We start from the raw sequence: 26,277 nt of genomic DNA, 5'->3' as shown, positions 1-26,277 counted from the left end.
CCGCGGACCGTCGGCATCTCGTTTCCGTCCCACCAGTGGCACTTGAGCCGGGCTCTAGGCCGCCGGGTGACCATGACGGCGGCACCGCGTCGCGACAAGCTAGGAGTCCCATGAGCGCAAACCTGGACGCCGCGTCCCAGGTCCGGCACGCCATGCACGACCTGCTCGGCCGCCAGTGGGTCAAGGACCTCTTCCGGGAGGTGCGCGCCCGTCAGCCCGGCTCCGCCGCGGTGGTGGAGGAGGTGCGCTCGCTGCACCCGGCGAGCCACATGCTGCGGCCCTTCCTGTCGCCCCAGTTCCCTCCCGCGATGGCCGAGGCGAGCGGGGGCCGGATCGTCGACGTCGACGGCAACGAGTACATCGACTGCCATCTGGGCTTCAGCACCCAGTCGCTGCACGGCCACAACCCCGAGCCGGTCGTGTCCTACGTGCGGGACCGGATGCGGACCAACGTCGGCAACGGCAACCTGCACCCGCTGGAACGCGACCTGGCCCGGCTGATGCGGGAGTTCGTCCCGCACTGCGAGGAGTTCGCGTTCCTCAACTCGGGCACGGAGGCGGTGCGCACCGCCGTCAAGCTCGCCCGCGCCCACACCGGCCGCCGGAAGGTCGCCAAGTTCGAGGGGGCCGTCCACGGTTCCTACGACCTGGCGGTGCACAACAGCGCCTTCTGGTACCACGGCCACCCCACCGTCCCCTTCCCACCGATCGGCCCGGACGGCGTCGGGCGGACGCCGTTCGAGCCCGGAGTGCCGCCGGCCGGCCCGGACGACCTGCTCGTCCTGCCCAACGACCCGGCCGCCGCCGTGGAGCTGGTCGAACGGCACGCGGACGAGCTGGCCTGCGTCCTGGCCGAGCCGGCGCTGTCGGCGTTCCCCTTCCCGGAGGTCACCGTCCCGACGACGAAGGCGGTCGCGCTCGCCGGCCGGCGGCTGGGCGTCCCGGTCGTCCTCGACGAGGTGCTGACGGGTTTCCGGTTCGGTCCCGGCGGCGCGGCGCGGGCGTTCGACATCCCCGCGGACCTGTACTGCTACGGCAAGGTCATGAGCGGGCTGGCCATCCCGATCTCCGCCGTCGGGGGCCGGGCGGAGATCATGGACCGCGCGCGGACGAGCGGCCGGTACGCCACGGACCTCGGCGCCAAGGTGTCCGTGGCGGGCACGCACACCGCCAACCACCTGGCGCTGTGCGCCTCGTACGCGACTCTGAGCCTGCTGCGGGACAAGGGCGAGGAGTACTACACCGAGACCCGGGCCAAGGTGGCGCTCATCCGTGATCGGCTCGCCGCCTTCCGCGCCGAGCACGGCATCCCCCTGTGGCTGACCGGGTTCGGCGACTTCATGGGCGGCTTCCAGCTCCTGCCCAAGGAGTCCTTCACCGACTACCGGGAGTACGCCGGGGCGGTCAATCCGGCCCTGTCCCTGCTCGGCCTGATGCTGCGGGTCCGCGGCGTCTACACGCTGAACTCCCCGGTGTTCTTCACCGGCGGCGCGCACGACAAGGCGGACGTCGAGGCGGTGCTGGCCGCGGTCACCGACAGCATGCTGACGATGCGGAGCAACGGCTTCCCGCTCGACCTCACCGCGGGAGCGGCGGCCCGGTGACCGACCGCTCGGGGGCGGCGTCACGGACGCAGGCGGTGTCACGCACGCAGGGGCGGGCCGGCGCGCATCCGCGCCGCTGGCTGGCCCTGTTCATCGTGCTGGCGGCCACGTTCATGGACCAGCTCGACGTGACGATCGTCAACGTGGCGCTGCCGGACATCCAGCGGGACGTCGGCGCGGGCTACTCGATCGGGCAGTGGGTGGTCGGCGGCTACGCCCTCGCCTTCGCGCTGCTGCTGGTCACCGGCGGCCGGCTGGGGGACATCGCCGGGCACAGGAAGGTGTTCCTGGTGGGTGTGGCCGGCTTCACCCTCGCCTCGGCCCTGGCCGGCCTCGCCCGGAGCGGGGAGATGATGGTCGCCGCGCGGTCCCTGCAGGGGGCCTTCGCCGCGCTGATGGTGCCCCAGGCGCTGTCGGTCATCCAGGTGATGTTCCCGGTCCGCGAGCGGGTCAAGGCGATGGGCCTGTTCGGCGTCGTCATCCCGGTCGCCGCCGTCATGGGGCCGCTCGCGGGCGCCCTGCTGACGGCGGGGCCCGGCTGGCGCTGGATCTTCTGGGTGAACGTCCCCCTCGGCGTGCTCGCCCTCGCCGGAGCCGCCCGGGTGCTGCCCGAGTCGAGGTCCGACCGCCCGCTCCGCCTGGACCTGGGGGGCGTGCTGCTGCTCGGCCTCGCCTCGGTGGCGCTGATGTTCCCTCTCGTGCAGGGCCGGGAGCTCGGCTGGCCCGCCTGGTCCCTGTGGTCGATGGCCGGCTCGGTGCCGCTGTTCGCGCTGTTCGGCCTGCACCAGCGCCGGCGCGGCGACGACTCGCCGCTGGTGCCGCCGGCGCTGCTGGCCAACCGTTCCTTCGCGGCCGGGTCCGTGCTGTTGATGCTCGTCTTCTCGGGCGTCACCGCGTACTTCCTCGTGCTGGTGTGGGGGTTCCAGATCGCGCACGGCTGGAGCCCGCTGCGGATGGCGCTGACCGGCCTCGGCTGGACGGTCGGCCTCGGCGTCACCGCGAACCTGGCCGTCAAGCACGGGCCGCGCATGGGGCGCCGGCTGGTCGGCGGCGGCCTCGGTCTGATGGGCGCCGGCATGTCGGCCCTGGTCCTGGTGATCAGGCAGCAGGGCTCCACGACGGCCCCGTGGCAGGTCTTCGCCTGCCTCGCCGTCGCCGGGCTCGGCATGGGCCTTCTGGTGCCCATCCTGGTGGACCTCGTCCTGGCCGAGGTGCCGGCGGCGGACGCGGGCGCCGGATCGGGGGTGGCCAACGCGACGATCCAGCTCGGCGGGGCCGCCGGGGTGGCGATCATCGGCGCGCTGTTCTTCGGGCTGGCGGGCACCGGAGCGCCGGACCCGCCCGTCTGGGTGGAGGCCGCGTGGCGTTCGCTCGGCTACGTCCCGGCGGTGTTCTTCGCCGCCCTCCTGCTGGTCCCGCTGCTGCCCAGGAGAACCCGCTCCGGGGAGCCGCCGGCTGTCGACCGGTGACTTTCCGTCGCGCTATTCGGGGCCCCTTATGCGGCGAATTCCGTTTGCCCGAAAAATGCTTGTTCTGTCAACTGAATTCATTCATGCAAAAGACGCATTCAACGGTTAGGATTCCTCGCGGACGTCCTTCCGATCATGGCGCGAGTCCCGCCGCGTATCCGCACAACCGAAAGGGGGGAATACCTGATGCTCATATGAGTCCTGCTCAGGAGCCGGCACACGAGCCGAACCCGGGGGTTTCTTCACATGGAGATGGCAACACGGTTCGGAATTCTGGGACCGCTGCACGCACGGCGCGGAAATCACAACATCACAGTGAACGCCACGAAGCAGAGGATAATCCTGGCGAAACTTCTGCTGTCCGCCAACCAGGTCGTCCTGGCCGACGAGCTCACCGAGCTGCTCTGGCAGGACCGGATGCCCCGCTACACCCGCGCCTCCCTGCAGACGCACATGGCCCGGCTGCGCAGCGCCCTGGGCGACTACTCCAGCGAGCGCCGGATCATCCACACGACCCCCGGGGGCTACCTCATCGAGGTCACCGTCGAGGAGCTCGACCTTCTCCAGCACCGGGCCCTGATGGAGCGCGTGGCCCACGCGGAGGCCGCCGGAGACCTCCTGACGGAGCTCTGCCTGCTCCAGCGGGGGCTGGAGCTGTGGCGGGGCGCGCCGCTGGCGGACGTGCTGTCCGACTCCCTGCAGCGCGACGAGGTCCCGCAGCTCACCGAGGAGTGGTTCCGGGCGCTGCACCGGCGCTTCGACATCGAGCTCACCCTGGGCAACCACGCCCAGATCGTCCCGGACCTGCGCCGCCTGGTGCTCAAGTACCCGCTGCGCGAGCACCTGTGCGGACAGCTGATGGTGGCGCTGTTCCGGTGCGGCCGGCAGGTGGAGGCGCTGAACGCCTACGCGTCCGTCTCGGCTGTGCTGCGGCGCGAGTACGGCCTCGACGCGGGCGACGAGCTGAGGAGGCTGCACCACGCGGTGCTGACCGGCGACCCGGCCCTCGCCACCCGGCCCGTCCGCTACGACCTCGCCGTCGAACCGCTCGGGGCGGTCGCGCTGTGGACGGTGCCGCGCCAGCTCCCCGGCGGGGCCGGCGACTTCGTCGGGCGGGACGCCCTGCTCGGCGCGGCCGACGACTTCCTCGCCCACGAACGCCCGACGGCGACGGCGATCGTCGCCGTGACCGGCCCGCCCGGGGTCGGCAAGACCGCGCTTGCCGTGCAGCTCGCGCACCGCGTCCAGGGCCGCTTCCCCGACGGCCAGCTCTACGCGCGGCTCGGCGGGACCGGTGACCGGCCGCGCGACGCCGCGGAGGTGCTGGCCGAGCTGCTGCAGGCGACGGGCGCGAGCCCGTCGACCATCCCGGACGGCCCCGAACAGCGCGCCGCCATGTTCCGCTCCCGCCTGGCCGACCGGCGCGTGCTGCTCGTGCTCGACGACGCTCTCGACGCCGAGCAGGTCCGGCCCCTCCTGCCCGGCTCCCCCGGATGCGCCGTGGTGATCACCAGCAGGCGGCTGCTGTCCACCCTGGCGGGCGCCTTCGCCGTCCGGCTGACGAGCCTGGAGGAGCCCGAATCCCACCGGCTGCTGCTGAACCTGGTGGGCGTCAGGCGGATCACCAGGGAGCCGGAGGCCGCCCGCCGCGTCGCCGCCGCGTGCGGTCACCTGCCGCTGGCCCTGCGGATCGCCGGCGCGCGGCTCGCCGCCCAGCCCGCCATGAGCCTGACGGCCTTCGCCGACCGGCTGACCGACCGGCGGCTGCTGGACGAGCTGGAGATGGGCGACCTCGGCATGCGTCGCAGCCTGGAGCGGAGCTACCTCGCGCTCGACCCGCCGGCCCGCACCGCCTTCCGCCGGCTCGGGCTGCTGCGCGACGCCGAGATCGAGCCGTGGACGGTCGCCACGCTGTCCGACGACGGTGACGAGCGGACCGTGGACCGCCTGATCGAGGCCAGCCTGCTCGAACCGGCCGGCCTGAACGCGATGGGCGATCCCGTCTACCGCCTGCACCCGCTGTCCGCCCTGTACGCCGCCGACCTGGCCGAGCAGGAGAGCCCGGCCGCGGTCAAGGCCGCCATGGGCCGCTACGTGGACGCCCTGCTGGGGCTCGCCGTGCGGGCCATGACGCGGCTGCCGCGGGCCGTGGGCCAGCTCCCGCCGGAGACCGGCGGCGAGGTGGCCCTGCCCACGCCCGCGACGGCCCACGTGGAGGCGCGCCCCTGGCGGTGGCTGGCCGCCGAGCGCGCCCGGCTGCTCGGCCTGGTCAGGCAGTGTCACGCCTACGGCTGGTACGGGCGGGCGGCGCGGCTGGTCGAGGCCGTCGCCTCGCTCGCCAGGCACCGCGACGACCTGACGGAGCTGGCCCACTCGGCCGTCACCGTCCGCGAGGCCGGCTGGGATCACGGCGACGAGCTGACCGGCTGGCGCGCCGAGTACGCCCGCGCCACGCTGATGATCCGGGGTGGCCGGATCGGCGAGTCGCACGGCCTGCTCGCCCGGTGCGCCGCCGCCTTCAGGAGGCTGCGCGCGCACCGGGAGCTGGCCTACGCGCTGGCCGCGCAGTCCCACATCACCACGTTGCGCGCCGCGCCGGAGGAGGCGCTGGAGCTCTCCCGGCAGGCCCTCGACCTGGCCCGTTCGGCCGACGACGCCCACGCCGAGACGCTGGCCCTGGCCGCCGTCGCCGACACGCTGCTCGCCCTGGGGCACGGCTCGCAGGCCCAGGGCGTCTACGAGGAGGTGCTGGGCCGCTCCCGCGACCTCGGCGAGACCCGGTTCGAGGCGGTGGCGCTGCACCGGCTGGGCTGGTGCCGCCTGCGGGACGGCGACGTGGAGACGGCGCACGCGCTGGCCCGCGAGGCGCGGGACCTGCCCGGCGTCGGCGACCGGTACGGCGAGGCGCGCCCCCTCGAACTGCTGGGCGCGGTGGCGCTGCGGCGCGAGCGGCACGCGGACGCCATGGGCCTGGCCGAGACCGGCCGGCGGATCTTCGCCCGCCTCGGCGACGCGTACGGGGAGGCCGAGCTGGCCTGCCTGCAGGCGGAGATCCACCTCGCGGCGGGGCGTCCGCGCGACGCCGTGAACCTCCTGCGGCCCACGCTCGTCCGGCTGGACGACCTGGGGGCCGCGCAGGCGCGTGGGCAGGGGGCGCGCCTGCTGGCCAGGGCGCGCGCCGCGCTGGGGGGCTACCAGCCCCCGCCCGTCGCCTGTCAGGGATCCGGCCTGCAGGTCGCCGCCGTACTGCCCGACCCCGTGCTTCCGGATCCGGTGCTGGTCGATCCGTGCGGCGCCGCCTGACGGCCGGGGCCCGGCCCCTGGCGTGGGGTCGGCGCGTGGCGCCCGTGAGCCGGGCCCGTCCGGTCGTCAGGCGGGCTGGACGGGCCCGGAGTTCACGTCGTCAGGCGGGCTGGACGGGCACGAAGTCCACGTCGAGCAGGTCGGCCACGGCCCGGAGCTCGGCCGCCCGGTGACCGGTGCCGAGGGCCCAGTGGTGGGAGATCCCGCTGGCGCTCCAGGCGTCGGTCCACTCCCCCGGATCGCAACCGAAGTCGACCCGGGAGGTGGTGTTGCCGATCTGCAGCAGCGGGCCGGGCACGACCTCGCCCTCCGAGACGACGAAGCCGAAGCGCCCGTCGCGCGCCTGCCGCAGGCCGAACGCGGTGACGGGGCCCCTGGTGACGTCGAACTCGACGGACACGCCCCAGCCACGCTTGCCGTGGTAGACGCCGAGGCCGCGCAGCAGCGGGCGGCGCGAGCTGATCGCCAGGTGGGCCGGGCCGTCGTGGCCCATCTCCACGTGTCCCCGGGCGAAGTCGAGCGCCTGCAGCTCGGTGAAGGATCCGCCGCCGCCCAGCCGGTCCATGATCAGCATGGCGAGTGACGTGCGCAGCTCGTACTCGCCGGCGGCCGGCACGCCCCTCGCGGTGAGCAGGGAGGCGCCGAGGATCATGCCGGCGCCGAGCCGCTCGTGGATCTCCCCGTCCAGCCCCCGGTGGTAGTAGGCCAGGCTGTCCAGTTCGAAGTCGGCGACCAGCCGGTCCAGCCCGACCGAGACCCGGGCGGCCCAGTTCAGGTCGTCCTCGTTGACGGAGTCGGCCAGGTCGAAGACGTCGCGGGCGACCCGGGTGCGCTCCTCGGCCTCGGCGTCGGTGACCTCCTCCACCCGTACGCGCAGGTCGTCGAACTCCAGCACCTCGACGTGCCCGCCGAGATTGGCGCTCACCAGCGTGAGGTCGGTGGCCACGTCGAGCATGCCCGGGTAGAGGTGGCCCATGAGGCCGTGCCGTCCGTGCCGGAGCGTGGCCCGCACGCCCGCCGCCCGCACCCACCGGGCGATCTTCTGCCACGCCCGCTCGTCCTCCAGGTAGCCGGAGACCGACCGGAACGGGATGCCGCAGCGCGTGAAGGCGTTGGCCATCTCGGGCAGCGGACAGGCGCCGCAGTAGGCGAGCCACTGCCCGGTGTCGAAGGTGGCGTGCTCCATCGACTCGGTCGGCTGCAGGTTGATGAGCAGCACGGGCGCGCCGCTGCGCTGCGCCACGGGCACCAGCATGGTGGCGGTCATGTAGGTGGTGAGGAAGCCGACGATGAGGTCGCAGCCCGCCTCGCGCAGCCGTTCGGCCGCCGCGGCGCCCTCCTGGGCGTCGGAGATGAAGCCGACGTCGACCACCTCGCAGTCCAGCGCCTCCATCCGCTCGGCGACCCGGGCGGACGAGCGCCGCAGTTGGGGCAGCAGGTCGGGGAACTGGGGCCAGTAGGCGCCGAGCCCGCCGGCCACCAGTCCGACCTTGGTGCGTCTCGGGGTGACGCGGGGGTGTGTGCTCACGCGGGATTCCCTTCTTTCGACTGTGTCATCGCGCTTCGACCTCGATGACGCCACCGAAGCGGAGTGACGCCCGGCGCGAGGTACCGTGCATGGCGGTTCCTTGGCTGCGAGGGGGCGGGGGTCCCCACTTTGTAACAGGCAGCCAATCTCTTAACAAGAGTTGCGTTAGAAATACAACATCAAAGCGTTATATCTGTGCCACCCGGACGTTGCCATGCTGGTCGCGCAGGCGCTGCAGGGTCTCGGCCGGAGCCCGGGAGTCGACCACGATGTCGTCGAACCCGTCCAGCGGCGCGACCCGGTGCATCGCGACCCGGGCGAGCTTGGAGTGGTCGACGGCCAGCACGCGGCGCCTGCCCGAGCGCAGCATCGCCCGCTTGACCAGCACGATCTCCTGCTCCTGATGGAAGGCGTACTGCTCGGAGACGGCCGAGGTGGACACCACGACGGCGTCGGCGCTCACCGCCTCCACCGCGTCCACGCAGCCGAGGCCGAGGAAGGAGTCATGGGTGCTGTGATACTCGCCGCCGAGCGCGATGAGCCGGATGCCGGGACTGTCCACCAGCAGCCTGATGATCTCCAGGAAGTTGGTCAGCACCGTCAGGGGCGCCGCGTCCCTCAGGTGGCGGGCCACGGCGAGCGCCGTGGTGGAGTCGTCGAGCATGATCGACCCGCCGGGCTCGATCAGCCCCGCGACCAGACGGCCGATCGCGTCCTTCTCGGCCGTGTGCGCCTTCAGCCGGTAGGCGATGTTGCTCTCGAAGACGTTGGAGGCCTGGGCGGTGGCGCCGCCGCGGACCTTGCGCACCATGCCCCGGCGTTCCAGCTCGTCGAGGTCGCGGTGCACGGTCATCACGCTGACCGAGAAGATCTCGGCCAGGTCGGTGACCGAGGCGGAGCCCTGGCGCACGATGTGCTCGGCCATGCCGTGCCGCCGGGCCGACCTGTCCGACGTGTGCCGCCGCGTTTTCACCGCGCCCCTATCCGGCCCGAACAGTCGCGAATCATAACCTTGACACCCCTCTCCGGGGACTCGTACCCTCCCTGCAACCCGGCTTTTTAACAAAGCCTTAGTGAACTTAACAACCCCTGACGGTCGGAGGTGGGCATGAACGCGGTGCCCTACGGTCTGCGTTGCGACCATCGCACGACCCCGCTGGGCGTGGCCGGACTTCCCCTGCTGGCCTGGCGGGCACGCGGAGCCGATCCGATCTCCTTCCAGGTGGACGTGGACGGAGTCTGGAGCAGCGGCCGCGTGACGGACCCCGCCGCGATCAGCGTGAGGTACGACGGGCCGCCCCTGCGCCCCGGCACCAGGTACGACTGGCAGGTCACGCTCTGGGGCCGCGACGGCGTCCCGGGCACCGCCCGCTCCTGGTTCGAGACCGGCCTCGACACCTGGTCGGCGGCCTGGATCGCGGCCGACCCCGACGCCGTGGAGCACGTCGACCCGCCCACCGAGGGCGAGCTGGCGCTGCCCGACCACGGCCTGCAGCCGTGCCCCCAGCTCCGCCGCGCCTTCCACGCCCGCTCCCCCGTGATCGCCGCCCGCCTGCACATCAGCGCCAAGGGGCTCTACGAGGCCGCGGTCAACGGTCACCGGGCGGGCGACGGACGGCTCACCCCCGGGTGGACCGACTACCGACGGCGCATCCAGTACCAGACCCTCGACGTGACGCGGTGGATCACCGAAGGTGAGAACGTCCTGGGCGTCACGCTCGCCGACGGCTGGTGGTCCGGTTTCGTCGGGTTCGACCCGCGCCGGCCCGGCTACCACTACGGCCGCTTCCCCGAGCTCATCGCCGAGCTGCACCTGACCTACGCCGACGGCTCGGCGGAGGTGGTCGGCACCGACGCCGCCTGGCGTGTGGGCCGCGGCCACGTCCGCTACGCCGACCTGCTCAAGGGCGAGTGCCACGACCTGCGCGCGGCCACGCCAGGCTGGGACCGGCCCGGCTTCGACGACTCCGGCTGGCGGCCGGCCGTGGTGACGGGCCGCGACCACACGCTCCTGGCGCCCTCGCCGGACGAGCCGGTCAGGGAGGTGCGCGAGATCGCCGCCGTCGCCCTCACCCGGCTCGGTCCCGACACCCACCTCGTCGACTTCGGGCAGAACCTGGCGGGCCGGCTCCGGCTGGCCCTGCCGGAGTCGCGGCCCGGCGCCCGGGTGACGATCAGGCACGCCGAGACGCTGGACGACGCGGGCCGTCTCGACACCGCCAACCTCCGCACGGCCGACGCGACCGACGTGCTCGTCAGCGCGGGGCCGGCCACGGTGTTCGAGCCGGCCTTCACCTACCACGGCTTCCGGTACGCCGAGATCAGCGGGGCGGCGGACCTCGGCGAGGTGTCGGCCGTGGTGCTGCACAGCGACACGCCGTGGACCGGCACGTTCTCCTGCTCCGACCCGGAGATCAACCGGCTGTGGCGGAACATCGAGTGGGGCCAGCGCGGCAACTTCGTCAGCGTGCCGACCGACTGCCCGCAACGTGACGAGCGGCTCGGCTGGATGGCCGACGCGCAGGTGTTCCTGCCGACCGCCTGCTTCAACGCCGACGTCGCCGCGTTCTTCGCCAAGTGGCTGCGCGACGTGCGCGACGCGCAGACCCCGGACGGCGGGTTCCCCAACGTGGCGCCCCGGCTCAGCGGCGTCGCGGAGGAGGGCGCGCCCGGCTGGGCGGACGCCGGCGTGCTCGTCCCCTGGCACCTGTACGAGGTCTACGGCGACCCCGCCTTCCTCGACGTGGACTCGATGGCCGCGTGGGTGGACTTCGTGCACCGCCACAACCCCGACCTGATCTGGCGCGCCAGGACCGGCCCGCACTTCGCCGACTGGCTGGCGCCCGGCCCGGCCACCCCCCGCGAGCTGCTGGCCACGGCCTTCTTCCACCGCAGCGCCGACCTGACCGCCCGGGCCGCCGACGTGCACGGCCGCACCGCCGACACCGAGCGTATGCGCCGGCTCGCCGGGGATATCAGGACGGCCTTCATTAAAACGTTCTTATTGCCGGCCGGCCGGCTGACGGGCGACACCCAGACCGGCTACCTGCTGGCTCTCGCCTTCGGCCTGCTGCCTCCGGACCAGGTCGCCCCGGCCGCGCGGCGGCTGGCCGAGCTGGTCGAGGAGCACGGCCCGCAGACCGGCTTCCTCGGCGTCAACCTGCTCTGCCCGGTGCTGTCCGAGCACGGCCGCGCCGACCTGGCACACGCGCTGCTGCGCCGCACCGACCCCCCGTCCTGGCTCTACCAGGTGCGCAACGGCGCCACCACGGTCTGGGAGCGCTGGGACGGCGAGGGCGCGGCCTCCATGAACTCCTTCAACCACTACGCGTTCGGCTCGATCGGGGAGTGGCTGTACGGCGGCGTCGCCGGAATCGGCCAGGCTCCCGGCTCGGTGGCCTACCGGGAGCTGGTCATCCGCCCGCTGCCCGGCGACCTGTCCTGGGCGCGAGCCTCGTACGAGTCGGTGCGCGGCCGGATCGCGGTGGAGTGGGAACGCGCCGAAGGCGCCTTCCGGCTCGCCGTGACCGTCCCGCCCGGCGCCACCGCCACCGTCCACCTGCCCGACGGCCCCACGCATCACGTGCCCTCGGGGGATCACCTGTTCCGCTCGACCCAGGAGACAAGACCATGACCGACCTACGCGCCGCCCGGGTGAGCCGCGCCCACTTCCTGCGCATGATGGGCGGCCTGGCCGCCGCCGCCGTCGCCACCACCGCCTGCTCCACCAGGCCGCAGACCACCGCCACCACCGACGGCGGCAAGGCCGTGACCGAGCTTAAGTTCGTCGGCGTCGCCGACCAGAAGACGCCGATGGACAGCCTGGTGGCCGCCTACCAGCAGGCCAAGCCGTCGGTGCGGGTGAACGCCTCCTACGCGCCGACCGACCAGGTGCAGACCTCCCTGCGCACCCAGCTCGGCGCGGGCAACGCCCCCGACCTGCACGTGGTGTATCCGGGCAACGGCAGCGCGATGTCGATGAACCAGATCGCCGAGGCGGGGCTGCTGGCCGACCTGTCCGGGCAGGCGTGGGCGGCGACCATCCCCACCGGGTTCAAGCCGGCCTTCCAGTCCGGCGGCAAGACCTACATCTACTCCGCCGGGTCGTCGGTCATCGGCGCCGTCTACAACAAGAAGGTCTTCGAGAAGGCGGGCGTGCAGGAGCCGCCGAAGACCTGGAGCGAGTTCCTGGAGGTGTGCGGCAAGCTGAAGAAGGCCGGGGTGGCGCCGATCGCCCTGGGCGCGCAGACGCCGTGGGTGACACAGCTCATCACGTACGCGCTGGTCCCCTCGACCGTCTACGCCAAGGACCCGACCTTCGACGACAAGCAGCTCGCCGGGCAGGCCAGCTTCGCCGACTCCGGCTGGCGCCAGGCCATGGAGATGTACCTGGAGCTGCAGAAGCGCGGCTTCTTCAACGACAACCCGAACGGCACCACGTTCGAGCAGCAGATCTCCATGGTGGCCACCGGCAAGGCGGGCATGGCGATCCAGGTGTCGGCCGTGCTGCCGGACTTCCGCAAGGCGGCCTCCTCGCCGGACGACCTGTCGATGTTCCCGGTGCCAGGAGCCGACGACGAGGCGTCCGTCTGGATCCCCGCCGGAGTCGTCGTCGGGCTGGGCGTCAACGCCAAGGGCAAGAACGTCGAGGAGGCCAAGGCGTTCGTCGACTTCCTCGGCAAGCAGGAGAACATCAACGCCTACGCCAAGGCCATCTCCGCGATCCCGCTCACCCAGGACGCCGACTCCACCATCGACCCGGCGGTGCAGTCGTTCCTGCCGTTCACCAAGGACCGGGCGGTGCCGTTCATGGACCAGCGCTGGCCCAACGCCGAGATCCAGCCGGTGCACTTCGCGGTCGTGCAAGAGCTGCTCGCCGGGAAGGCCACGATCGACGAGGCGCTGAAGAAGATGGACGAGGCGTACCGCAAGTGACTCACCTGACTGTCGACAAGCCGCCCCGGTCGCGCCCGGCATCCGCCGGGCGGCCGGGCCGGCTGCGGCGCTTCAGCGCCACCTCCCCGTCCTGGCTGTTCGCCGCGCCCGCCCTGCTGGTCTACGCGGTGGTCGTGCTCTACCCGGCCGCCAGCGGGGTGGTCTACGCCTTCACCGACTGGAGCGGCATCGGGCAGGACATGTCCTTCGTCGGAGCGGCCAACTTCCTGACGCTGCTGGACGACGAGCAGGCCATGGGCTCGATCGGCAACACGCTGCTGCTGACCCTGGCGATCGTCGCCGTGCAGAACGGCGTGGGCCTGTTGCTGGCGCTCGGCGTGCACGCCAAGCTGCGCAGCCGGGCGCTGCTGCGCGTGGTCTTCTTCTCGCCGGTGGTCGTCAGCCCGGTCATGGTGGCGTTCCTGTGGAAGTACGTCTACAACCCCGACCCGTCGGCCGGCCTGAACGGGCTGCTCGGCCTGGAGGTCGACTGGCTGGGCGACCCCTCGGTCGCGCTGTGGTCGATCGCCGGCATGGTGGTGTGGCAGTACGCCGGATACTCCATGGTCATCTTCCTGGCCGGGCTGGAGGGAGTGCCCAGGGAACTGCACGAGGCCGCGATGATCGACGGCGCGGGCACCTTCCAGCGCTTCCGCTACGTCACCTGGCCCCTGCTGGCGCCCGCGTTGACGATCAACCTGATGCTGTCCACGATCGGCGGGCTCAAGCTGTTCGACCAGGTCTTCGCCGCGACGAACGGCGGCCCCGGCTACGCCACCGAGACGCTGTCCACGGTGCTGTACAAGCAGGCGTTCGTGTTCGGCAAGTTCGGCTACAGCACGGCGATCGCGCTGGTGCTGGCGCTGTTCGTGGCGGCGGTCTCCCTCGTCCAGATCTCCTACCTGCGCAGCCGGGAGGTGGCCTCGTGAGAAGGACGTTCCTGCTGGAGATCGTCATGGTCGTGGTGGCGGTGGCGTTCATGTTCCCCGTCTACACGCTGGTCTCGCTGTCGCTGAAGGACCCCGCGCAGATCTCCCAGACCCCGCTGGCGCTGCCCGCGCCGCCCACGCTGGACAACTTCGGCAAGGCGTGGTCGGCCGCGGCGCTCGGCCCGTCGCTGATCAACAGCACCGTGATCACCGTGGTCAGCCTGGTCGCGCTGGTCGCGCTCGGCTCGTTCGCCGCCTACTTCCTGGCGCGGGCGCACAGCCGGCTGGGCTACGGCCTGTACATCCTGTTCCTGCTGGGCATCGTGCTGCCGTTCCAGCTCGGCATGATCCCGCTCTACGGGCTGGTGAACGATCTCGGCCTGCTCGGCACGCACGCCGGCATGATCCTCTTCTACACCGGGATCCAGCTCCCCTTCACCGTGTTCCTCTACACCGGTTTCATCCGCGCGCTGCCCCGCGACTACGCCAGCGCCGCGCAGATCGACGGGGCCTCCCACCTGACCGCCTTCACCCGGGTGGTGTTCCCGCTGCTGCGGCCGATCACCGGCACGGTGCTCATCCTCAACGCCGTCTTCGTCTGGAACGACTTCTTCACGCCGCTGCTGTACCTGGGCGGCTCCGGGTTCGAGACGGTCCCGGTGAGCGTCTTCGCCTTCGTCGGCCAGTACGTCTCCGACCACGGCCTGGTCTTCGCCGGGCTGGTCCTGGGCGCGCTGCCGATCGTGCTGGTCTTCCTGGCGCTCCAGCGTTACGTCATCAAGGGCTTCTCCAGCGGGCTCAAGGGATGAACGTCTTCGACGTGCTGCGCGAGCCGCCCGCCTCGCACAGCCCGGCGGCCATCTGGTGGTGGAGCGGCGAGCCGCTGCGCCGGGAGCGGCTGCGCTGGCAGATGGAGCGGCTGGTGGCCGGGGGCGTGCGCAACCTCGTCATCCTCAACCTGGCGCCGTCGGGCCCGCTGTTCGGCTCCGACGCCGACGACCCGCCCTTCCTGTCGCCGGCCTGGTGGGAGCTGCTGGACCAGGTCTGCGCCGACGCGCACGAGCTGGGCGCGTTCCTGTGGTTCTACGACCAGCTCGGCTTCTCCGGCGCCGATTTGCAGGCGCGCCTGGTGCAGGAGAACCCGCGCTTCGCCGGCCAGTGGCTGGCCGAGGACGGGTCGATCACGACGCGCGGCTTCGACTACCTGTCGCGTGAGGCGTGCGCCACGCTGCTGGACCGGGTGCACGGCGAGTTCGAGCGCCGGGTCGGCCACTGGTTCGGGTCGGTGATCGCCGGGTCGTTCCAGGACGAGCTGCCGACCCTGCCCACCTGGTCGGCCTCGTTCGCCGAGGAGTACGCGGCCCGGCGCGGCGCCGAGTTCTCGCTGATCGACCCCGACTGGGAGGCCTACCAGCGCACCCGCGCCGAGCTGGCGGAGGAGGCGTTCTTCCGCCCGCTGGCGGACTGGCACCGGCGCAACGGCCTGATCGGCGGCTGCGACCAGCAGGACCCGGCCCGCGCCGGGCTTCCCGTCGACGGGGTGCGTCTCTACGCCGACTACGCACGGACGCACCGCTGGTTCGGCGCACCCGGCTCCGACCACCACGGGGACGCGCGGCTGCACTCCTCCCTCGCCCACCTGTACGGCGGGTCGCGCACCTGGATCGAGGCGTTCCACTCCAGCGGCTGGGGCGGCACGCTGGAGGAGACCCTCGACTGGCTGCTGCCGTGGCTGCGGGCGGGGGCCACGCTGTACAACCCGCACGCCGTCTACTACACGACCAGGCGGGGCTGGTGGGAGTGGGCGCCGCCGTCCACCGACTGGCGCCAGCCGTACTGGCGGCACCACCGGGTCTTCGCCGACGCCGTCACCCGTCTGTGCGCCGCCCTGTCGCTGGGCCGCCACGCCTGCGACGTGGCCGTCCTGCTGCCCACCGCGACCGCGCAGGCCGGCACGAGCGGAGCCGTGCCGGAGGGCGAGCCGGCGGGCGGGGCGGCAGGCGAGGCGGCGGCGCGGGCGCAGCAGGTCTACCGGGAGATCGTGGGCGACATGTCGTGGTTCGCCACCACGCCCGGCGCGCTCGACCGGCTGTGCCTCGACGCCGACGTGATCGACGACGACTCGGTCCGCCGCGCCGCCGTGACCGGCGGGCGGCTGGCCGTCTCCACCGAGGCCTACCGGGCCGTCGTGCTGCCCGCCGTCACGACGCTGGACGACGACGTCGCGGCCCGGCTCGCGGAGTTCGCCCAGGGCGGCGGGCTGCTCGTGGCCGTGGGCGCGCTGCCGGACGCGCCCGTGCTGCGCGCCGTGTTCGAGACCGGCGCCGCGCGGTACGCCGCGTCGAGCGCGGACCTGGGCGAGGCGCTGGCCGGGCTCGACCGGCGGGTCGAGGCGCCGGTGCCGCCGCTGGTCCGGGAGGCCGGCGACACCACGCTCGTCTTCCTCATGGCCACCTTCCCCATGGCAAGCCGCATCGGCGTGGGCCGGCCCGAGGAGCGCGGCGTCGCGCTGGGCTGGCTGGACGCCGCCATCGACTTCGACCCCGGCCGCTACGCCCGCGAGATGCGGGTCAAGGTCCGGGGGGTCTCCGGGACGCCGCTGCTCGCCGGTCTCTTCGACGGCGGGACGCGGGCGCTGCCGTACACGGTGGACGGCGACGCGGTGGAGGTGGTCGTCCCGTTCGACGACGGCCCCGCCGCGCTGCTGGTGTTCGGCGGCGAGCAGGCGGGCGGGCGGCCGGGCGGGCAGGCAGCGCCCGCGCCGCCCCGCCCGTCGTACCGGACCGCGATCGACCTCGGCGAGGAGTGGGACGTCGAGCTGGTGCCGACCCTGGACGACACCTGGTCGGACTTCGGCTGGTCGGACTTCGGCGGCGGGGCGGGCGTGGAACGCTGGACGCTGCGCACGCCGGACGGCGAGCCGGTGCACGCCACGTTCGGCCCGCACGGCGAGCAGCGGGTGGACGACGGGCCGTGGACGCCGTCCGTCTGGTCGGTATCGCGCGGGCTGCGCAAGGACCCGATCCATCGCGACACCCTCGGCCCCAAGGGGCACGTGCCGGTGGAGTTCCTGGCGTTCGGCCGGGTCGCGGCGGGCGGGCAGGCCCGCTTCCGCAGCGTCCTCACCGTGCCGCCGGGCCCCGGCGGCCGGCTGGCGGTCGGGGCCGGCGCCGCGAAGACCGTCCTGCTGGACGGCGCGGAGGTGCCGCTCGACGACGCCGGGTACGCCGCGGTCTCCCGCGATCCGGTGCCGCCCGGCACGTACGCGCTGGAGCTGCTGCTCGTCCCCGACGAGGAGCACGACCTGCGGGCGCACGTCTGCCTGCTGGCCGATCCGGCCGACGGGGTGTGGCCGGAGTGGATCGGCGGCTCGCCGATGGAGACGACCGTGCGCGTGGGCGCGCCGCCGTACGAAATGCTGCAGGTGGCCTCGACCGTGTTCTGCCGGGTGCTGGTCAACGGCGAGGAGGCGGGCCGGCAGGGCGGCTTCGACCCGTACGCCGAGGCCGACATCCCGCGGGTGCGCCGCTACGACGTCGCCCACCTGCTGCGGCCGGGCGACAACACGATCCGGGTGGAGTCGGACGGCTGGGTGCTGACCGACGGGCTGGCCGTCTCCGGCCCCGGCTGGTCCCCGGCTGTCCGGGTGCGGCGGCGCCAGCACGGTGACCCGGCCGCGCTGTGGCTGCGCACGCGGCCGCACCCGCTGCCAGGGGCGGGCTGGCTGGACGGGCGTCCGACGGCGCTGCCCGCCGGGTTCGCGGCGCCGGGCAGCCGGGCGGGGGTCGAGCGGTTCCTGCTCGACCCGCCGCCTGGCGTGACCGGGGTCGAGGTGGACGCGGCCGGGCCGGTGGAGGTCCGCGACGGCGAACTGCTGGTGACGACGGCCCCCGGGGCGCGGGCGGGCGCGGCGCTGTCCGGTCCGGTGCGGTTCACCTGCGGGCCGGGACGCATGCGGCTCGGCGACTGGGAGGACAACGGGCTGTGGGGCTACAGCGGCGGCGTCCGCTACCGCACCACGGTGCGGGCGGCGGCGGGCGCCGGGCTGATCGACCTCGGCCGGGTCCGCGGCACGGCCGAGGTGGCGGTGAACGGGCGGCCCTGCGGGATCAGGGTGTGCTCGCCGTACACCTTCGACGTCCGGCTGGACGACGGGGAGAACATCGTCGAGGTGCTCGTCCTCGGCACCCTCGGCCCGTACCTGGACGAGGTCAGCCCGACGCACTTCGTCTTCCCGGGCCAGCGCAGCACCGGCCTGTTCGGCCCGGTCCGCCTGCATGTGACCTCCTGAGCCGCGGCCGTGGCCCTCAGGGGGCCTCGCCCGGCCGGCCCGCCTCGGGGCCGGCCGGGCGTCGCAGCCGCCGCAGCAGCAGCCGGCACCCGACCACGCAGCCCACGATCACGGGCGGCACCAGCCAGCTCCAGGCGCCGAGGCCGGAGCCGAACTCGCGGTGGGACGCGCCGAGGGCCATCCCCGCGCCGGCGTACAGGCACGACCAGACGAGTGCGGCGGGCGCCGCCCAGGCGATGAACCGCCGGTACGGCATGGCCAGCGTCCCGGCGACGACGGGGACGAGGGCGTGCACCACGGTGACGAACCGCGAGCCGAAGACCGCCGGCCCGCCGCGACGCACGAGGTAGTTCTCGGCGCGCGCCCAGTTGGCCGCGCCGACCCGCCGGCCGGCGCGGCCGCGGCGGACGGACGGGCCGAAGCGGCGGCCGATCAGGTAGCCGAGCGTCTCCCCCGCGAGGCAGCCGGCGGTGGCGGCCGCGATGACGAGGGCGAGACGTCCGGGCGTGTCGGCGGCCGACCCGGCCAGCAGGACCACCGCGTCGCCGGGGACGAACAGCCCGACGAGCAGCGACGTCTCCACACACATGAACAGCGTGGTGGCCGCGCAGAGCAGCATCGGGTGGAGGCTGCTCAGGAAGTCGAGGATCCGGGTCACGTGCCGGGTACCGCCCATGCCGGCGACGGCGACGACGTCATCAGGTGATGTCCCATCATGTCGGAGGGTCTCGTGGCGAGCGGCACGGGCTGCGCGGTGATTTCCTGCGCGGTGATTTCCTGCGCGGTGATTTCTCTCCCACCATAGGCAGGGATGTCCGGGCGGGCCGGACGGCGGCGGTTCTTCCAGGGTCGCTTCAGGGACATCCCCGGGGGCGTCTCAGGGGCCGTCCCCGTTGTCACCGGCCCGCCCGGTCAACGATCGTGAGAGACGATCCGGAGCAGGCGCTGCCGGAGCCCGCCCGGCGAGATCATCTGCCCTGGACGGCGAATTCCGTGCCCGTCCACCGGCCACGACAGGGACCATTTCCCCCAATTCACCTCCTTTTCGGTATTACCGGAACAGAAGGAAGAGGATATGCACCCGGTCTTTCCTCCCGGCGCAGCCGCCGGGCCACCGCCGCTGCGCGTGCTCATCGGCACCGACACCTACCCGCCCGAGCCGGGCGGCTCGGCGCCGTCCGTCCGCGCGCTGGCCCACGAACTGGCCGCGCGCGGCCACGACGTCCACGTGGTGTGCCGGTCCGGGCACGGGCCGCCGCGGGCCGCGAGGGACGGCGACGTCATGGTGTACCGCCTGCGGTCGGTCCCCCTGCCGGGCTTCGGGCGGATCTGCCTGCCGCCGCTCCTCGCCGGGCCCCTGCGGCGGCTGGTGGAGCGGATCGCGCCGGACGTGGCCCACGTGCACGGCGCCTTCGCCGTGGCGCGCGCGGTGCTCGGCGCGGCCCGCGAGCTGGGCGTCCCGGTGGTAACCCGGCCGGTGGAGACGCTGCCGGGCGGCGTCGACCTCAGCCGGTTCCGGCCGCCGGAGGAGCCGCGCTCCCGGGCCCGCGCGCTGCTCGGCCTGCCCGACCGTCTCACGGTCCTGTCGGTCGGCCGGCTGGACGCGCGCGGGAGGCAGGAGGACCTGATCCGGGCGCTGCCGCACGTGTGCCGCCGCCTCGACGTCCAGGCCGTCGTCGCCGGCTGCGGCCCCCGGCGGGCCCGGCTGGAGCGGCTGGCCCGCCGGTGCGGCCTGACCGGCCGCGTACACCTTCCGGGGCCCGTCCCCGAGGACACGCTGCCCCTGGTCTACGCAGCGGCCGACGTCTTCGCCGTGCCGGGCGCGGCCGGCGCCGGGAGCGCCGCGACGCTGGAGGCGCTGGAGGCGCTCGCCACCGGCCTGCCCGTCGTCTCCGCCGGGTCCGGCGCGCTGGACCGGCTGGTGCTGCCGGGAGCGACCGGCTACCTGTACGCCCCGGGCGACGTCCGCGCCCTGGCCGGACGGCTGGCCCGGGTGCTCGCCGAGGAGACGCCGGACGCGATGGGGGCCGTCTGCCGCGCCGTCGCGGCCACCCATGACCGGGTCCGCACGGTCACCAGGTTCGAGGAGATCTACGCCTCCCTCGCCCGGGCGCGCCGGCGCCCCCTCCGGGATCTCAGGACGTCCTGTCCGCCACCAGCACCCGGAACGCCAGCCCCGGCACGTCGTAGCGGCGGCCCCTGGTGAAGCCCGCCGCGGTGAGCATGCGGTCATAGGCCGGAACCGAGTGCACCTCCCCCTCGAACGTCCACGTCAGCATGAGGATCGAGAACAGGTGGGGGGCCGGGTCCTCGGCCGGCGGGGCGTCGCCCAGCGTGAAGCCCACCAGCACGATCTTGCCGTCCGGCTTGACCGCCGGAGCCAGCCGGGCGAGCAGCTCACCGGCCTTCTCCTCCGAGAAGTGGTGCAGGACGTTCGTCACGAGCACGACGTCGTACGGCCCGCCGAGCGGCACCTCGAACATGTCGCCCGGCAGCCGGTGCAGGCGGTCGGCGACCCCCATGCGCTCGGCGTGCTGCTCCGTCAGCGGCAGCACGTTGGGCCAGTCCAGCGCCCACACCCGCGCCTGCGGGTTGCGCTGGGCCAGGGTCAGGCCGTACATGCCGTGACCGCACGCCACGTCCAGGACGTCGAGCCGCTCGCGGCCGGCCGCCCAGTCCGCCAGCGCGTCGGCCGCCACCTCGGCCGTCGGGCGCGCCACCGCCACCGCGTGGGCGGCGAAGTCCTCCCAGTACGCGTAGCCGGGGGTCTCGGCGTGCACGTCCATGACCGTGCCGCCGCGCCGCACCGCCTCGTCCAGCCGCTTGAGCGCGTCCCACTCCCAGTCGCTGGCCATGACGTGCACCATGTCCCCCAGATAGCCGGGGCTCTTGCTCACCAGGAGGCCGTCCGCTCCGGCGGGCAGCCCGAACCGGCCGTCGTCCTCCCGCACCAGACCGATCGCGGCCAGGGCGTTGAGCAGGATCCGCGTCCCCCTGGGGTCGGCGCCGAGCCGGCCGGCGGCCGTGTCCGCGTCGACCGGCCCCTCGGCCAGGCAGTCGAACACGCCCATCGACACGCCCGTCCGGAGAAGGCTGGTGGTCTTGTACGCCTGCATCATGGCGAGCAACGACTCGCGACTCACCGCTGTGTCCTTCATGATGATCGTCTCTCTTCGCCGTAACGGGCAGGGGTTGCGCTGGGCCGTCACCGGGGTGCCTGGTCCGCCTCCCAGCGGTAGAACTCCCGGGCCATGGCGTCGCGGGGCGAACGCCAGGTCTGCGGGTCGTAGGGCTCGATGAAGCGGGTCAGTTCCTTGCTCAGCCGCAGGAACTCCGGATGTTCGCGGATGGCCTCCATCGTCCGCTGCCCGCTCTCCTCCACCTCCATGAGCTGGAAGTAGAGCCCCTGGAAGGAGAACAGGCTGCGGCTCACGGCGCCGCCCAGCCGCGGCAGCTCGGTACGGTCCGACTCGGCGAACAACCGCGCCACCTCCGCCTCCGCTGACGGCCGCATGCGCGCGACGACCAGGATTCGTTCCATTCGGGTCCTCCTCGGCGGGTCGGTGACGGCCGGTTCGGCGGCCGTTCGCAGTCTGCACGGCGGTGCTCGCAGGAGGCTTGAGCCGCGTTCGAGCGCGGCGGGGCGGTGGAGCTCGACCGGCCTTCCACCCGTGCTCTAGCAGGGGCGTCCATGATCTGGTCAACCTGTCCAGGAGGAGTCATGAGGCCGCCGTCCACCTCCCCGGGGCCGCGCACCCGGCCGCGCTGGTTCGTCACGCTGTTCCTGACCGACATGTGGGAGCGGTTCAGCTTCTTCGGCATGCAGGCGATCCTCATCCTGTTCGCCGTGGCCCCGCGCGAGGAGGGCGGGCTGGGCCTGCCGCACTCGACGGCGGTCGCGCTGTACGGCGCGTACGTCGGGTTGCTCCTGGCGTTGTCCATGCCGGGCGGCTGGGTCGGTGACCGGCTGCTGGGCGAGCAGCGGGCGACCCTCTACGGCGGGATCGTGATCGCGGCCGGCCACTACCTGATGCTCGTGCCGGCCCAGGTGACCGCGTACTTCGGCCTGGTCGCCATCGCCGTGGGCACCGGCCTGCTGAAACCCAACATGCTCGCCCTGCTCGGCCGCTTCTACGGCCCGAGGGAGAGCGAGCGGCGGGAGGCCGCCCTGTCGCTGCTCTACATCGGCATCCAGGTCAGCGCGCTGCTGGCGCCGCTGGTGACCGGGTTCCTCGGGGAGCGGGTGAACTGGCACCTCGGCTTCGGCGTCGCCGGGCTCGGCATGACGTTCGGGGTCGTCCAGTACGCGGTGGGCATGCGGCACTTCGGCGAGACCGGCCGCGCCGCCTCGCACCCGGCCACCGCGCGGGAGCTGCGGACCGTGGCGAGACGGGTCGCCGCCGTGGCGGCGGCGGCCGGCGTGCTGCTGCTGGCCGACGTCCTGGCCGGGACGTTCGCCGTCACGCACGTGATCGGGGTCGTGGGCGCGGCCACGCTGGTCGCGCCGTTCGTGTACCTCGCGGTCCTGCGGCGGCGTTCCCGCCTCGACCGCGGCGAGCTGCGGCGGCTGGCCGCGTTCCGCTGGGTGCTGCTCGCCTCGGCGCTGTTCTGGATGTTCGTGATCCAGGCCGGGTCGACGCTCATCCTGTTCGCGCGGGAGCACGTCGACCGGGAGGTGGGCGAGGTGCTCGTGCCCGCGAGCTGGTTCCAGTCGGCGATCCCGCTGTTCATCCTGGTGTCCGCGCCGCTGATCGCGTGGTTGTGGCTGCGCGGCGGAGCCCGGCTCGGCGTGGCGGCCAAGATCGCCATGGGGCACGGGCTCGTCGGCGCCGGTTTCCTGGTGATGAGCGGGTCGGCCGTCGCCGCCGCCGGCGGGGCGCGGGTGTCGCCGGTGTGGTTGCTGCTCGTCCTGTTCACCCTGGCCGTCGGCGAGGTGGTCCTCGGCCCCACGGCGCTCAGCGCGGCCGTGGACCTGGCGCCGCCGGCGTTCACCGGCCGCACCATGGGCCTGTACTGGATGTTCGCCGCCGTCGGCGGCGGGCTGGGCAGCATGCTCGGCCGGCTGGTCTCCGGCGAGCCGCGGCCCTGGTACTACCTGGCCCTCGCCGTGCTGGCCCTCGTCACCGCCGCCGCCTTCGCGCTGTCCCGCCGGCGGCTGGACGAGGTCATGCGGCCCGCCGGGTCGCAGGGGCCGACCCCGCCCGCGCTGTCCGGGGTCGCGGGCGCGACGGCGCCGTCGCCCGAACGGCCGTCCTGAGCCGCCCTCCCGCGCCGGGTCCTTTCGTCCGCGCGACGCCACCCCCGCTCACCTGGCCGGATGGACGAAAGTGAGGCGACAGTCCCGCTATGGGTGCGTCGAGTACAAATGCATGCGTACGAATACTGCACATTCGAGGCATATGTACTGACGATCGACACTCTGCGGAAAAGGACCAGGTGGGACATGCACTTTCACGTGCTGGGCACTCTCGAAGTGTGGGACGGTGAACGGCTGATCACGCCGAGCGCGCCGAAGCAGCGCAGCGTCCTGGCGCTGCTGCTCGCCTCGGCCGGAGAGGTCATCCCGGCGGAGGCCCTGATGGAGGAGCTCTGGGGGGGCAACCCGCCCGCGAGCGCCCAGACGACCCTGCAGACCTACGTCTACCAGTTACGCAAACTGCTCTCGCGTGGCGGCGACGCCTCGCCCGGCGCCCCCCGGCTCGTCACCAAGCACGGCGGCTACCTGATCACCCTGGAGGACGGCGTGCTCGACGCCGTCGAGTTCGAGGAGCTGGTCGGCCTGGCCCGCGACCACCTGGAGGACGGCGAGGTGGAGCGCGCCTCGGCGGCGCTGCGGCGGGCGCTCGGCCTGTGGCACGGCTCCGCGCTCGCCGACGTGGTCCTCGGCCCGCGGCTGGCCATCTACGCCACCCGGCTGGAGGAGCTGCGCCTGCACGCGCTCAAGCTCAAGGTGGAGGCGCAGATGAGGATGGGCCGCTACCAGGAGCTGATCGGGGAGCTGAAGGAGCTCACCGCCCTGCACCAGCTCGACGAGTGGTTCCATCTGCAGCTCATGGAGGCGCTGTCGCGCGCCAGCCGCCGGCACGAGGCTCTGGAGGTCTATCGCAGCCTGCGGCACGTGCTGCGCAGCGAGCTCGGCCTGGAGCCCAGCGTGGAGATGCAGCGGCTGCAGCAGGCGGTGCTGACGGCCGGCCATCCCGGAGGCCGCTGAGCGGCGTCCGGGACGGACCTCCGGCGTCAGGCGCAGCACGGGCGGTCCGGGCTGTCAGGAGCAGGCATGTCAGGAGCGGTTGGCGTCCTGGAGGGTCCGCTGCCGCGCGGACGACATCTCGTCGGCCAGCGACGTGTCGTGCTCGGCCCGGCGGAAACTCGGGTGCGCCAGCACCTCGCGCAGGAACCCGATCGTGGTGCACACCCCCCGCCCCGAGACGCGGAACTCCTCCAGCGCCCGGTCCATCCGGCTGATCGCCTGGTCACGGTCGGGCGCCCAGACGACCACCTTCGCCAGCAGGGAGTCGTAGTCGGCGCCGACCCGCACGCCGGGCACACCGTGCGTGTCGACCCGGGTGAACGGCCCCCCGGGCGGGACGAACTCCTCGATCAGCCCCGCCGTCGGCAGGAAGCCGCGGCCGGGGTCCTCCGTGTTCACCCGGCACTCGATCGACACGCCGCGGGCCGCGGCGCCCGCCCCGGCGTCCAGCGGCAGCCCCGCCGCGACGCGGAGCTGCTCCCTGACCAGGTCCACACCGGTGACCATCTCGGTCACCGGGTGCTCCACCTGGATCCGGCAGTTCGCCTCGATGAAGAAGAACCGGCCCGCCCCGTCCACGAGGAACTCGAACGTGCCCGCCCCGACATAGCCCGCCGCCCGGGCGCAGGACACGGCCGCCTCGCCGATCGCCGCGGTCAGCTCGGGCGCCAGGCCCGGCGCGGGCGACTCCTCGATCAGCTTCTGCCTGCGCCGCTGCACCGAGCAGTCGCGCTCGCCGAGGCTCACGACGTTGCCGTGCAGGTCGGCCAGCACCTGCACCTCGACGTGGCGGGCGCCGCGCACGTACTTCTCCACGTAGACGCGGGCGTCGCCGAACACCGCCTGCGCGCTCACCCGCGTCTCGGCGAACGCCCGCGCGAAGTCCGCCGGATCGTCGACCACGGCCATGCCACGGCCGCCGCCGCCCGCCGCCGCCTTGATGATGACCGGGTAGCCGATCTCGTCCGCGACGTCCTTGGCGGCCTGGCCACTGGACAGGGCGCCCGCGCTGCCGGGCAGGACGGGCAGGCCGCCGGCCGCGGCGAGCGCGCGCGCCTGCGTCTTGTCGCCCAGGGCGGCGATGACCTCCGCCGGCGGGCCGATGAAGCGCAGCCCCTCCGCCCGGCACATCTCGGCGAAGTCGGCGTCCTCGGACAGGAACCCGTAGCCGGGGTGGACGGCCTCCGCCCCGGCGCCGAGGGCCGCTTCGAGGATCGCCGGCGGATACAGGTAGCTGCGCCGCGCGGCGGCCGGCCCGATCAGCACCGTGCGGTCGGCCAGGCGCAGCGCGGGCGAGTCGCGGTCGGCCTCGGAGTACACCATCACGGTCCGGATGCCCAGCTCCCGGCAGGTCCGGGCGACCCGCAGCGCGATCTCGCCGCGGTTGGCGATGAGCACCGAGGAGAACAGGGCCGGGCCGGGCGCGTTCACGGAGCTTCCTCGGGATCCAGGGTGAGCAGGGTCTGGCCGTACTCGACGTGGGTGCCGTCAGGCACGACGACGGCGAGCACGCGGCCGGACCGGTCGGCCTCCACGGGGTTCATCAGCTTCATGGCCTCCACGATCCCGACCTGCTGTCCCTTCTCCACGACGTCACCGACCGAGACGAACGGCGGCGCTCCCGGCTCGGGCGCCCGGTAGAAGGTGCCCACCACCGGCGCGCCCACCTCGTGCGCCGTCCCCGTCCCGGCCGCGTCCCCCGGCTGCCCGGCGGACCCGGCGGGCACAGCGGACCCGGCGGGCGCGTCTCCCGGCGGGCCGGGGACGGCGGGCCCCGGGTGGGCGGCGGCCGGCGCGGGCTCGGGCCACTCCAGCTCGACGACCGCGTCGCCGGACTGCAGCCGTACCCGCCGCATCCCGGCGCCGCCGGCGTTGACCAGCTCGACGGCTCGGCGGCACAGCTCGCCGAGCAACGCGTGTGACGCGGCACCGGTCACGTCGTCCACAGGACCTCCCTCACTCGTCCCC

19 protein-coding genes are annotated in these 26,277 nt (G+C 73.4%); 11 read left to right on the top strand and 8 right to left on the bottom strand.

Annotated elements, in window-relative coordinates; all coding sequences use genetic code 11:
- The first annotated feature begins 110 nt into the window (after nucleotides 1–110).
- The 3 genes from ACGF0J_RS20685 (at nucleotide 111) to ACGF0J_RS20675 (ending at nucleotide 6,376) form a co-directional block, all read left to right on the top strand.
- The gene (locus tag ACGF0J_RS20685) at nucleotides 111–1,604 is read left to right on the top strand and encodes an aminotransferase class III-fold pyridoxal phosphate-dependent enzyme (RefSeq protein ID WP_393148039.1); all 1,494 of its coding nucleotides are present in this window, start codon (nucleotides 111–113) and stop codon (nucleotides 1,602–1,604) included.
- 35 nt (nucleotides 1,605–1,639) lie between these two features.
- A complete protein-coding gene (locus tag ACGF0J_RS20680; protein ID WP_393148037.1) occupies nucleotides 1,640–3,073 on the top strand; it encodes an MFS transporter in 1,434 nt (477 codons plus the stop codon).
- Nucleotides 3,074–3,388: 315 nt separating this feature from the next.
- A complete protein-coding gene (locus ACGF0J_RS20675) occupies nucleotides 3,389–6,376 on the top strand; it encodes a BTAD domain-containing putative transcriptional regulator (protein ID WP_393148035.1) in 2,988 nt (995 codons plus the stop codon).
- A gap of 100 nt (nucleotides 6,377–6,476) precedes the next feature.
- Here ACGF0J_RS20675 and ACGF0J_RS20670 read toward each other — a convergent pair whose 3' ends face one another.
- On the bottom strand, nucleotides 6,477–7,904 hold the full coding sequence (locus tag ACGF0J_RS20670; RefSeq protein ID WP_393148033.1) for an arabinose isomerase: 1,428 nt from the start codon (nucleotides 7,902–7,904) through the stop codon (nucleotides 6,477–6,479).
- Nucleotides 7,905–8,091: 187 nt separating this feature from the next.
- Nucleotides 8,092–8,829 carry a DeoR/GlpR family DNA-binding transcription regulator gene (locus tag ACGF0J_RS20665; protein WP_393148031.1) on the bottom strand — a complete coding sequence of 246 codons (738 nt, stop codon included), beginning with the start codon at nucleotides 8,827–8,829 and terminating at the stop codon, nucleotides 8,092–8,094.
- A 183-nt stretch (nucleotides 8,830–9,012) separates the two neighbouring features.
- On the opposite strand from ACGF0J_RS20665, the gene ACGF0J_RS20660 reads away from it, so the two are divergent.
- The 5 genes from ACGF0J_RS20660 to ACGF0J_RS20640 are packed head-to-tail and all read left to right on the top strand — an operon-like array spanning nucleotide 9,013 to nucleotide 18,059.
- Entirely contained in the window at nucleotides 9,013–11,538 is a 2,526-nt protein-coding gene (locus ACGF0J_RS20660) for a glycoside hydrolase family 78 protein (protein ID WP_393148029.1), read from the top strand.
- Nucleotides 11,535–12,839 carry an extracellular solute-binding protein gene (locus tag ACGF0J_RS20655; protein WP_393148027.1) on the top strand — a complete coding sequence of 435 codons (1,305 nt, stop codon included), beginning with the start codon at nucleotides 11,535–11,537 and terminating at the stop codon, nucleotides 12,837–12,839. Before ACGF0J_RS20660 ends, ACGF0J_RS20655 begins: the two co-directional genes overlap by 4 nt.
- Nucleotides 12,836–13,768 carry a carbohydrate ABC transporter permease gene (locus ACGF0J_RS20650; RefSeq protein ID WP_393148025.1) on the top strand — a complete coding sequence of 311 codons (933 nt, stop codon included), beginning with the start codon at nucleotides 12,836–12,838 and terminating at the stop codon, nucleotides 13,766–13,768. Before ACGF0J_RS20655 ends, ACGF0J_RS20650 begins: the two co-directional genes overlap by 4 nt.
- Nucleotides 13,765–14,577 carry a carbohydrate ABC transporter permease gene (locus ACGF0J_RS20645; RefSeq protein WP_393148023.1) on the top strand — a complete coding sequence of 271 codons (813 nt, stop codon included), beginning with the start codon at nucleotides 13,765–13,767 and terminating at the stop codon, nucleotides 14,575–14,577. Before ACGF0J_RS20650 ends, ACGF0J_RS20645 begins: the two co-directional genes overlap by 4 nt.
- Nucleotides 14,574–18,059: a hypothetical protein gene (locus ACGF0J_RS20640; RefSeq protein WP_393148021.1), complete on the top strand. Its 3,486-nt coding sequence runs from the start codon at nucleotides 14,574–14,576 to the stop codon at nucleotides 18,057–18,059. The genes ACGF0J_RS20645 and ACGF0J_RS20640 overlap by 4 nt, the downstream gene beginning before the upstream one ends.
- Before the next feature lie 16 nt (nucleotides 18,060–18,075).
- Here ACGF0J_RS20640 and ACGF0J_RS20635 read toward each other — a convergent pair whose 3' ends face one another.
- Together ACGF0J_RS20635 and ACGF0J_RS20630 are read right to left on the bottom strand one after the other, a co-directional pair.
- On the bottom strand, nucleotides 18,076–18,735 hold the full coding sequence (locus tag ACGF0J_RS20635; RefSeq protein WP_393148019.1) for a DedA family protein: 660 nt from the start codon (nucleotides 18,733–18,735) through the stop codon (nucleotides 18,076–18,078).
- The gene (locus tag ACGF0J_RS20630) at nucleotides 18,714–18,923 is read right to left on the bottom strand and encodes a hypothetical protein (RefSeq protein WP_393148017.1); all 210 of its coding nucleotides are present in this window, start codon (nucleotides 18,921–18,923) and stop codon (nucleotides 18,714–18,716) included. The genes ACGF0J_RS20635 and ACGF0J_RS20630 overlap by 22 nt, the downstream gene beginning before the upstream one ends.
- Before the next feature lie 211 nt (nucleotides 18,924–19,134).
- Between ACGF0J_RS20630 and ACGF0J_RS20625 the strand changes: the two genes are divergently transcribed.
- A complete protein-coding gene (locus tag ACGF0J_RS20625) occupies nucleotides 19,135–20,265 on the top strand; it encodes a glycosyltransferase (RefSeq protein WP_393148015.1) in 1,131 nt (376 codons plus the stop codon).
- Here ACGF0J_RS20625 and ACGF0J_RS20620 read toward each other — a convergent pair.
- Nucleotides 20,195–21,217: a methyltransferase gene (locus tag ACGF0J_RS20620; protein WP_393148013.1), complete on the bottom strand. Its 1,023-nt coding sequence runs from the start codon at nucleotides 21,215–21,217 to the stop codon at nucleotides 20,195–20,197. The two genes, ACGF0J_RS20625 and ACGF0J_RS20620, sit on opposite strands and share 71 nt — an antisense overlap.
- 47 nt (nucleotides 21,218–21,264) lie before the next feature.
- Nucleotides 21,265–21,600, bottom strand: coding sequence for a TcmI family type II polyketide cyclase (locus tag ACGF0J_RS20615; protein WP_393148011.1), 336 nt, complete (start codon nucleotides 21,598–21,600; stop codon nucleotides 21,265–21,267).
- A gap of 180 nt (nucleotides 21,601–21,780) precedes the next feature.
- Here ACGF0J_RS20615 and ACGF0J_RS20610 point away from each other — a divergent pair, with 180 nt between their 5' ends.
- A complete protein-coding gene (locus ACGF0J_RS20610; protein ID WP_393148009.1) occupies nucleotides 21,781–23,316 on the top strand; it encodes a peptide MFS transporter in 1,536 nt (511 codons plus the stop codon).
- A 186-nt stretch (nucleotides 23,317–23,502) separates the two neighbouring features.
- Nucleotides 23,503–24,270, top strand: a complete 768-nt coding sequence (locus ACGF0J_RS20605; RefSeq protein WP_393148007.1) for a BTAD domain-containing putative transcriptional regulator — start codon at nucleotides 23,503–23,505, stop codon at nucleotides 24,268–24,270.
- A 69-nt stretch (nucleotides 24,271–24,339) separates the two neighbouring features.
- Here ACGF0J_RS20605 and ACGF0J_RS20600 read toward each other — a convergent pair whose 3' ends face one another.
- On the bottom strand, nucleotides 24,340–25,740 hold the full coding sequence (locus tag ACGF0J_RS20600) for an acetyl/propionyl/methylcrotonyl-CoA carboxylase subunit alpha (RefSeq protein ID WP_393148005.1): 1,401 nt from the start codon (nucleotides 25,738–25,740) through the stop codon (nucleotides 24,340–24,342).
- Nucleotides 25,737–26,255, bottom strand: a complete 519-nt coding sequence (accB, locus tag ACGF0J_RS20595; protein ID WP_393148003.1) for an acetyl-CoA carboxylase biotin carboxyl carrier protein — start codon at nucleotides 26,253–26,255, stop codon at nucleotides 25,737–25,739. The genes ACGF0J_RS20600 and accB overlap by 4 nt, the downstream gene beginning before the upstream one ends.
- Nucleotides 26,256–26,277 lie beyond the last annotated feature (22 nt).

This window comes from Nonomuraea sp. NPDC047897, assembly GCF_043204415.1.
GTDB lineage: Bacteria > Actinomycetota > Actinomycetes > Streptosporangiales > Streptosporangiaceae > Nonomuraea.
This window is presented reverse-complemented; position numbering and strand designations above follow the sequence as displayed.

What these genes read in the sequence shown, in the direction of transcription:
- ACGF0J_RS20685 (WP_393148039.1), top strand. Translation starts at nt 111, where the DNA reads ATGAGCGCAAACCTGGACGCCGCGTCCCAGGTCCGGCACGCCATGCAC.
- ACGF0J_RS20665 (WP_393148031.1), bottom strand. Translation starts at nt 8,829, where the DNA reads ATGGCCGAGCACATCGTGCGCCAGGGCTCCGCCTCGGTCACCGACCTG.
- ACGF0J_RS20660 (WP_393148029.1), top strand. Translation starts at nt 9,013, where the DNA reads ATGAACGCGGTGCCCTACGGTCTGCGTTGCGACCATCGCACGACCCCG.
- ACGF0J_RS20655 (WP_393148027.1), top strand. Translation starts at nt 11,535, where the DNA reads ATGACCGACCTACGCGCCGCCCGGGTGAGCCGCGCCCACTTCCTGCGC.
- ACGF0J_RS20640 (WP_393148021.1), top strand. Translation starts at nt 14,574, where the DNA reads ATGAACGTCTTCGACGTGCTGCGCGAGCCGCCCGCCTCGCACAGCCCG.
- ACGF0J_RS20635 (WP_393148019.1), bottom strand. Translation starts at nt 18,735, where the DNA reads ATGGGCGGTACCCGGCACGTGACCCGGATCCTCGACTTCCTGAGCAGC.
- ACGF0J_RS20630 (WP_393148017.1), bottom strand. Translation starts at nt 18,923, where the DNA reads ATGTCCCTGAAGCGACCCTGGAAGAACCGCCGCCGTCCGGCCCGCCCG.
- ACGF0J_RS20625 (WP_393148015.1), top strand. Translation starts at nt 19,135, where the DNA reads ATGCACCCGGTCTTTCCTCCCGGCGCAGCCGCCGGGCCACCGCCGCTG.
- ACGF0J_RS20620 (WP_393148013.1), bottom strand. Translation starts at nt 21,217, where the DNA reads ATGAAGGACACAGCGGTGAGTCGCGAGTCGTTGCTCGCCATGATGCAG.
- ACGF0J_RS20615 (WP_393148011.1), bottom strand. Translation starts at nt 21,600, where the DNA reads ATGGAACGAATCCTGGTCGTCGCGCGCATGCGGCCGTCAGCGGAGGCG.
- ACGF0J_RS20610 (WP_393148009.1), top strand. Translation starts at nt 21,781, where the DNA reads ATGAGGCCGCCGTCCACCTCCCCGGGGCCGCGCACCCGGCCGCGCTGG.
- ACGF0J_RS20605 (WP_393148007.1), top strand. Translation starts at nt 23,503, where the DNA reads ATGCACTTTCACGTGCTGGGCACTCTCGAAGTGTGGGACGGTGAACGG.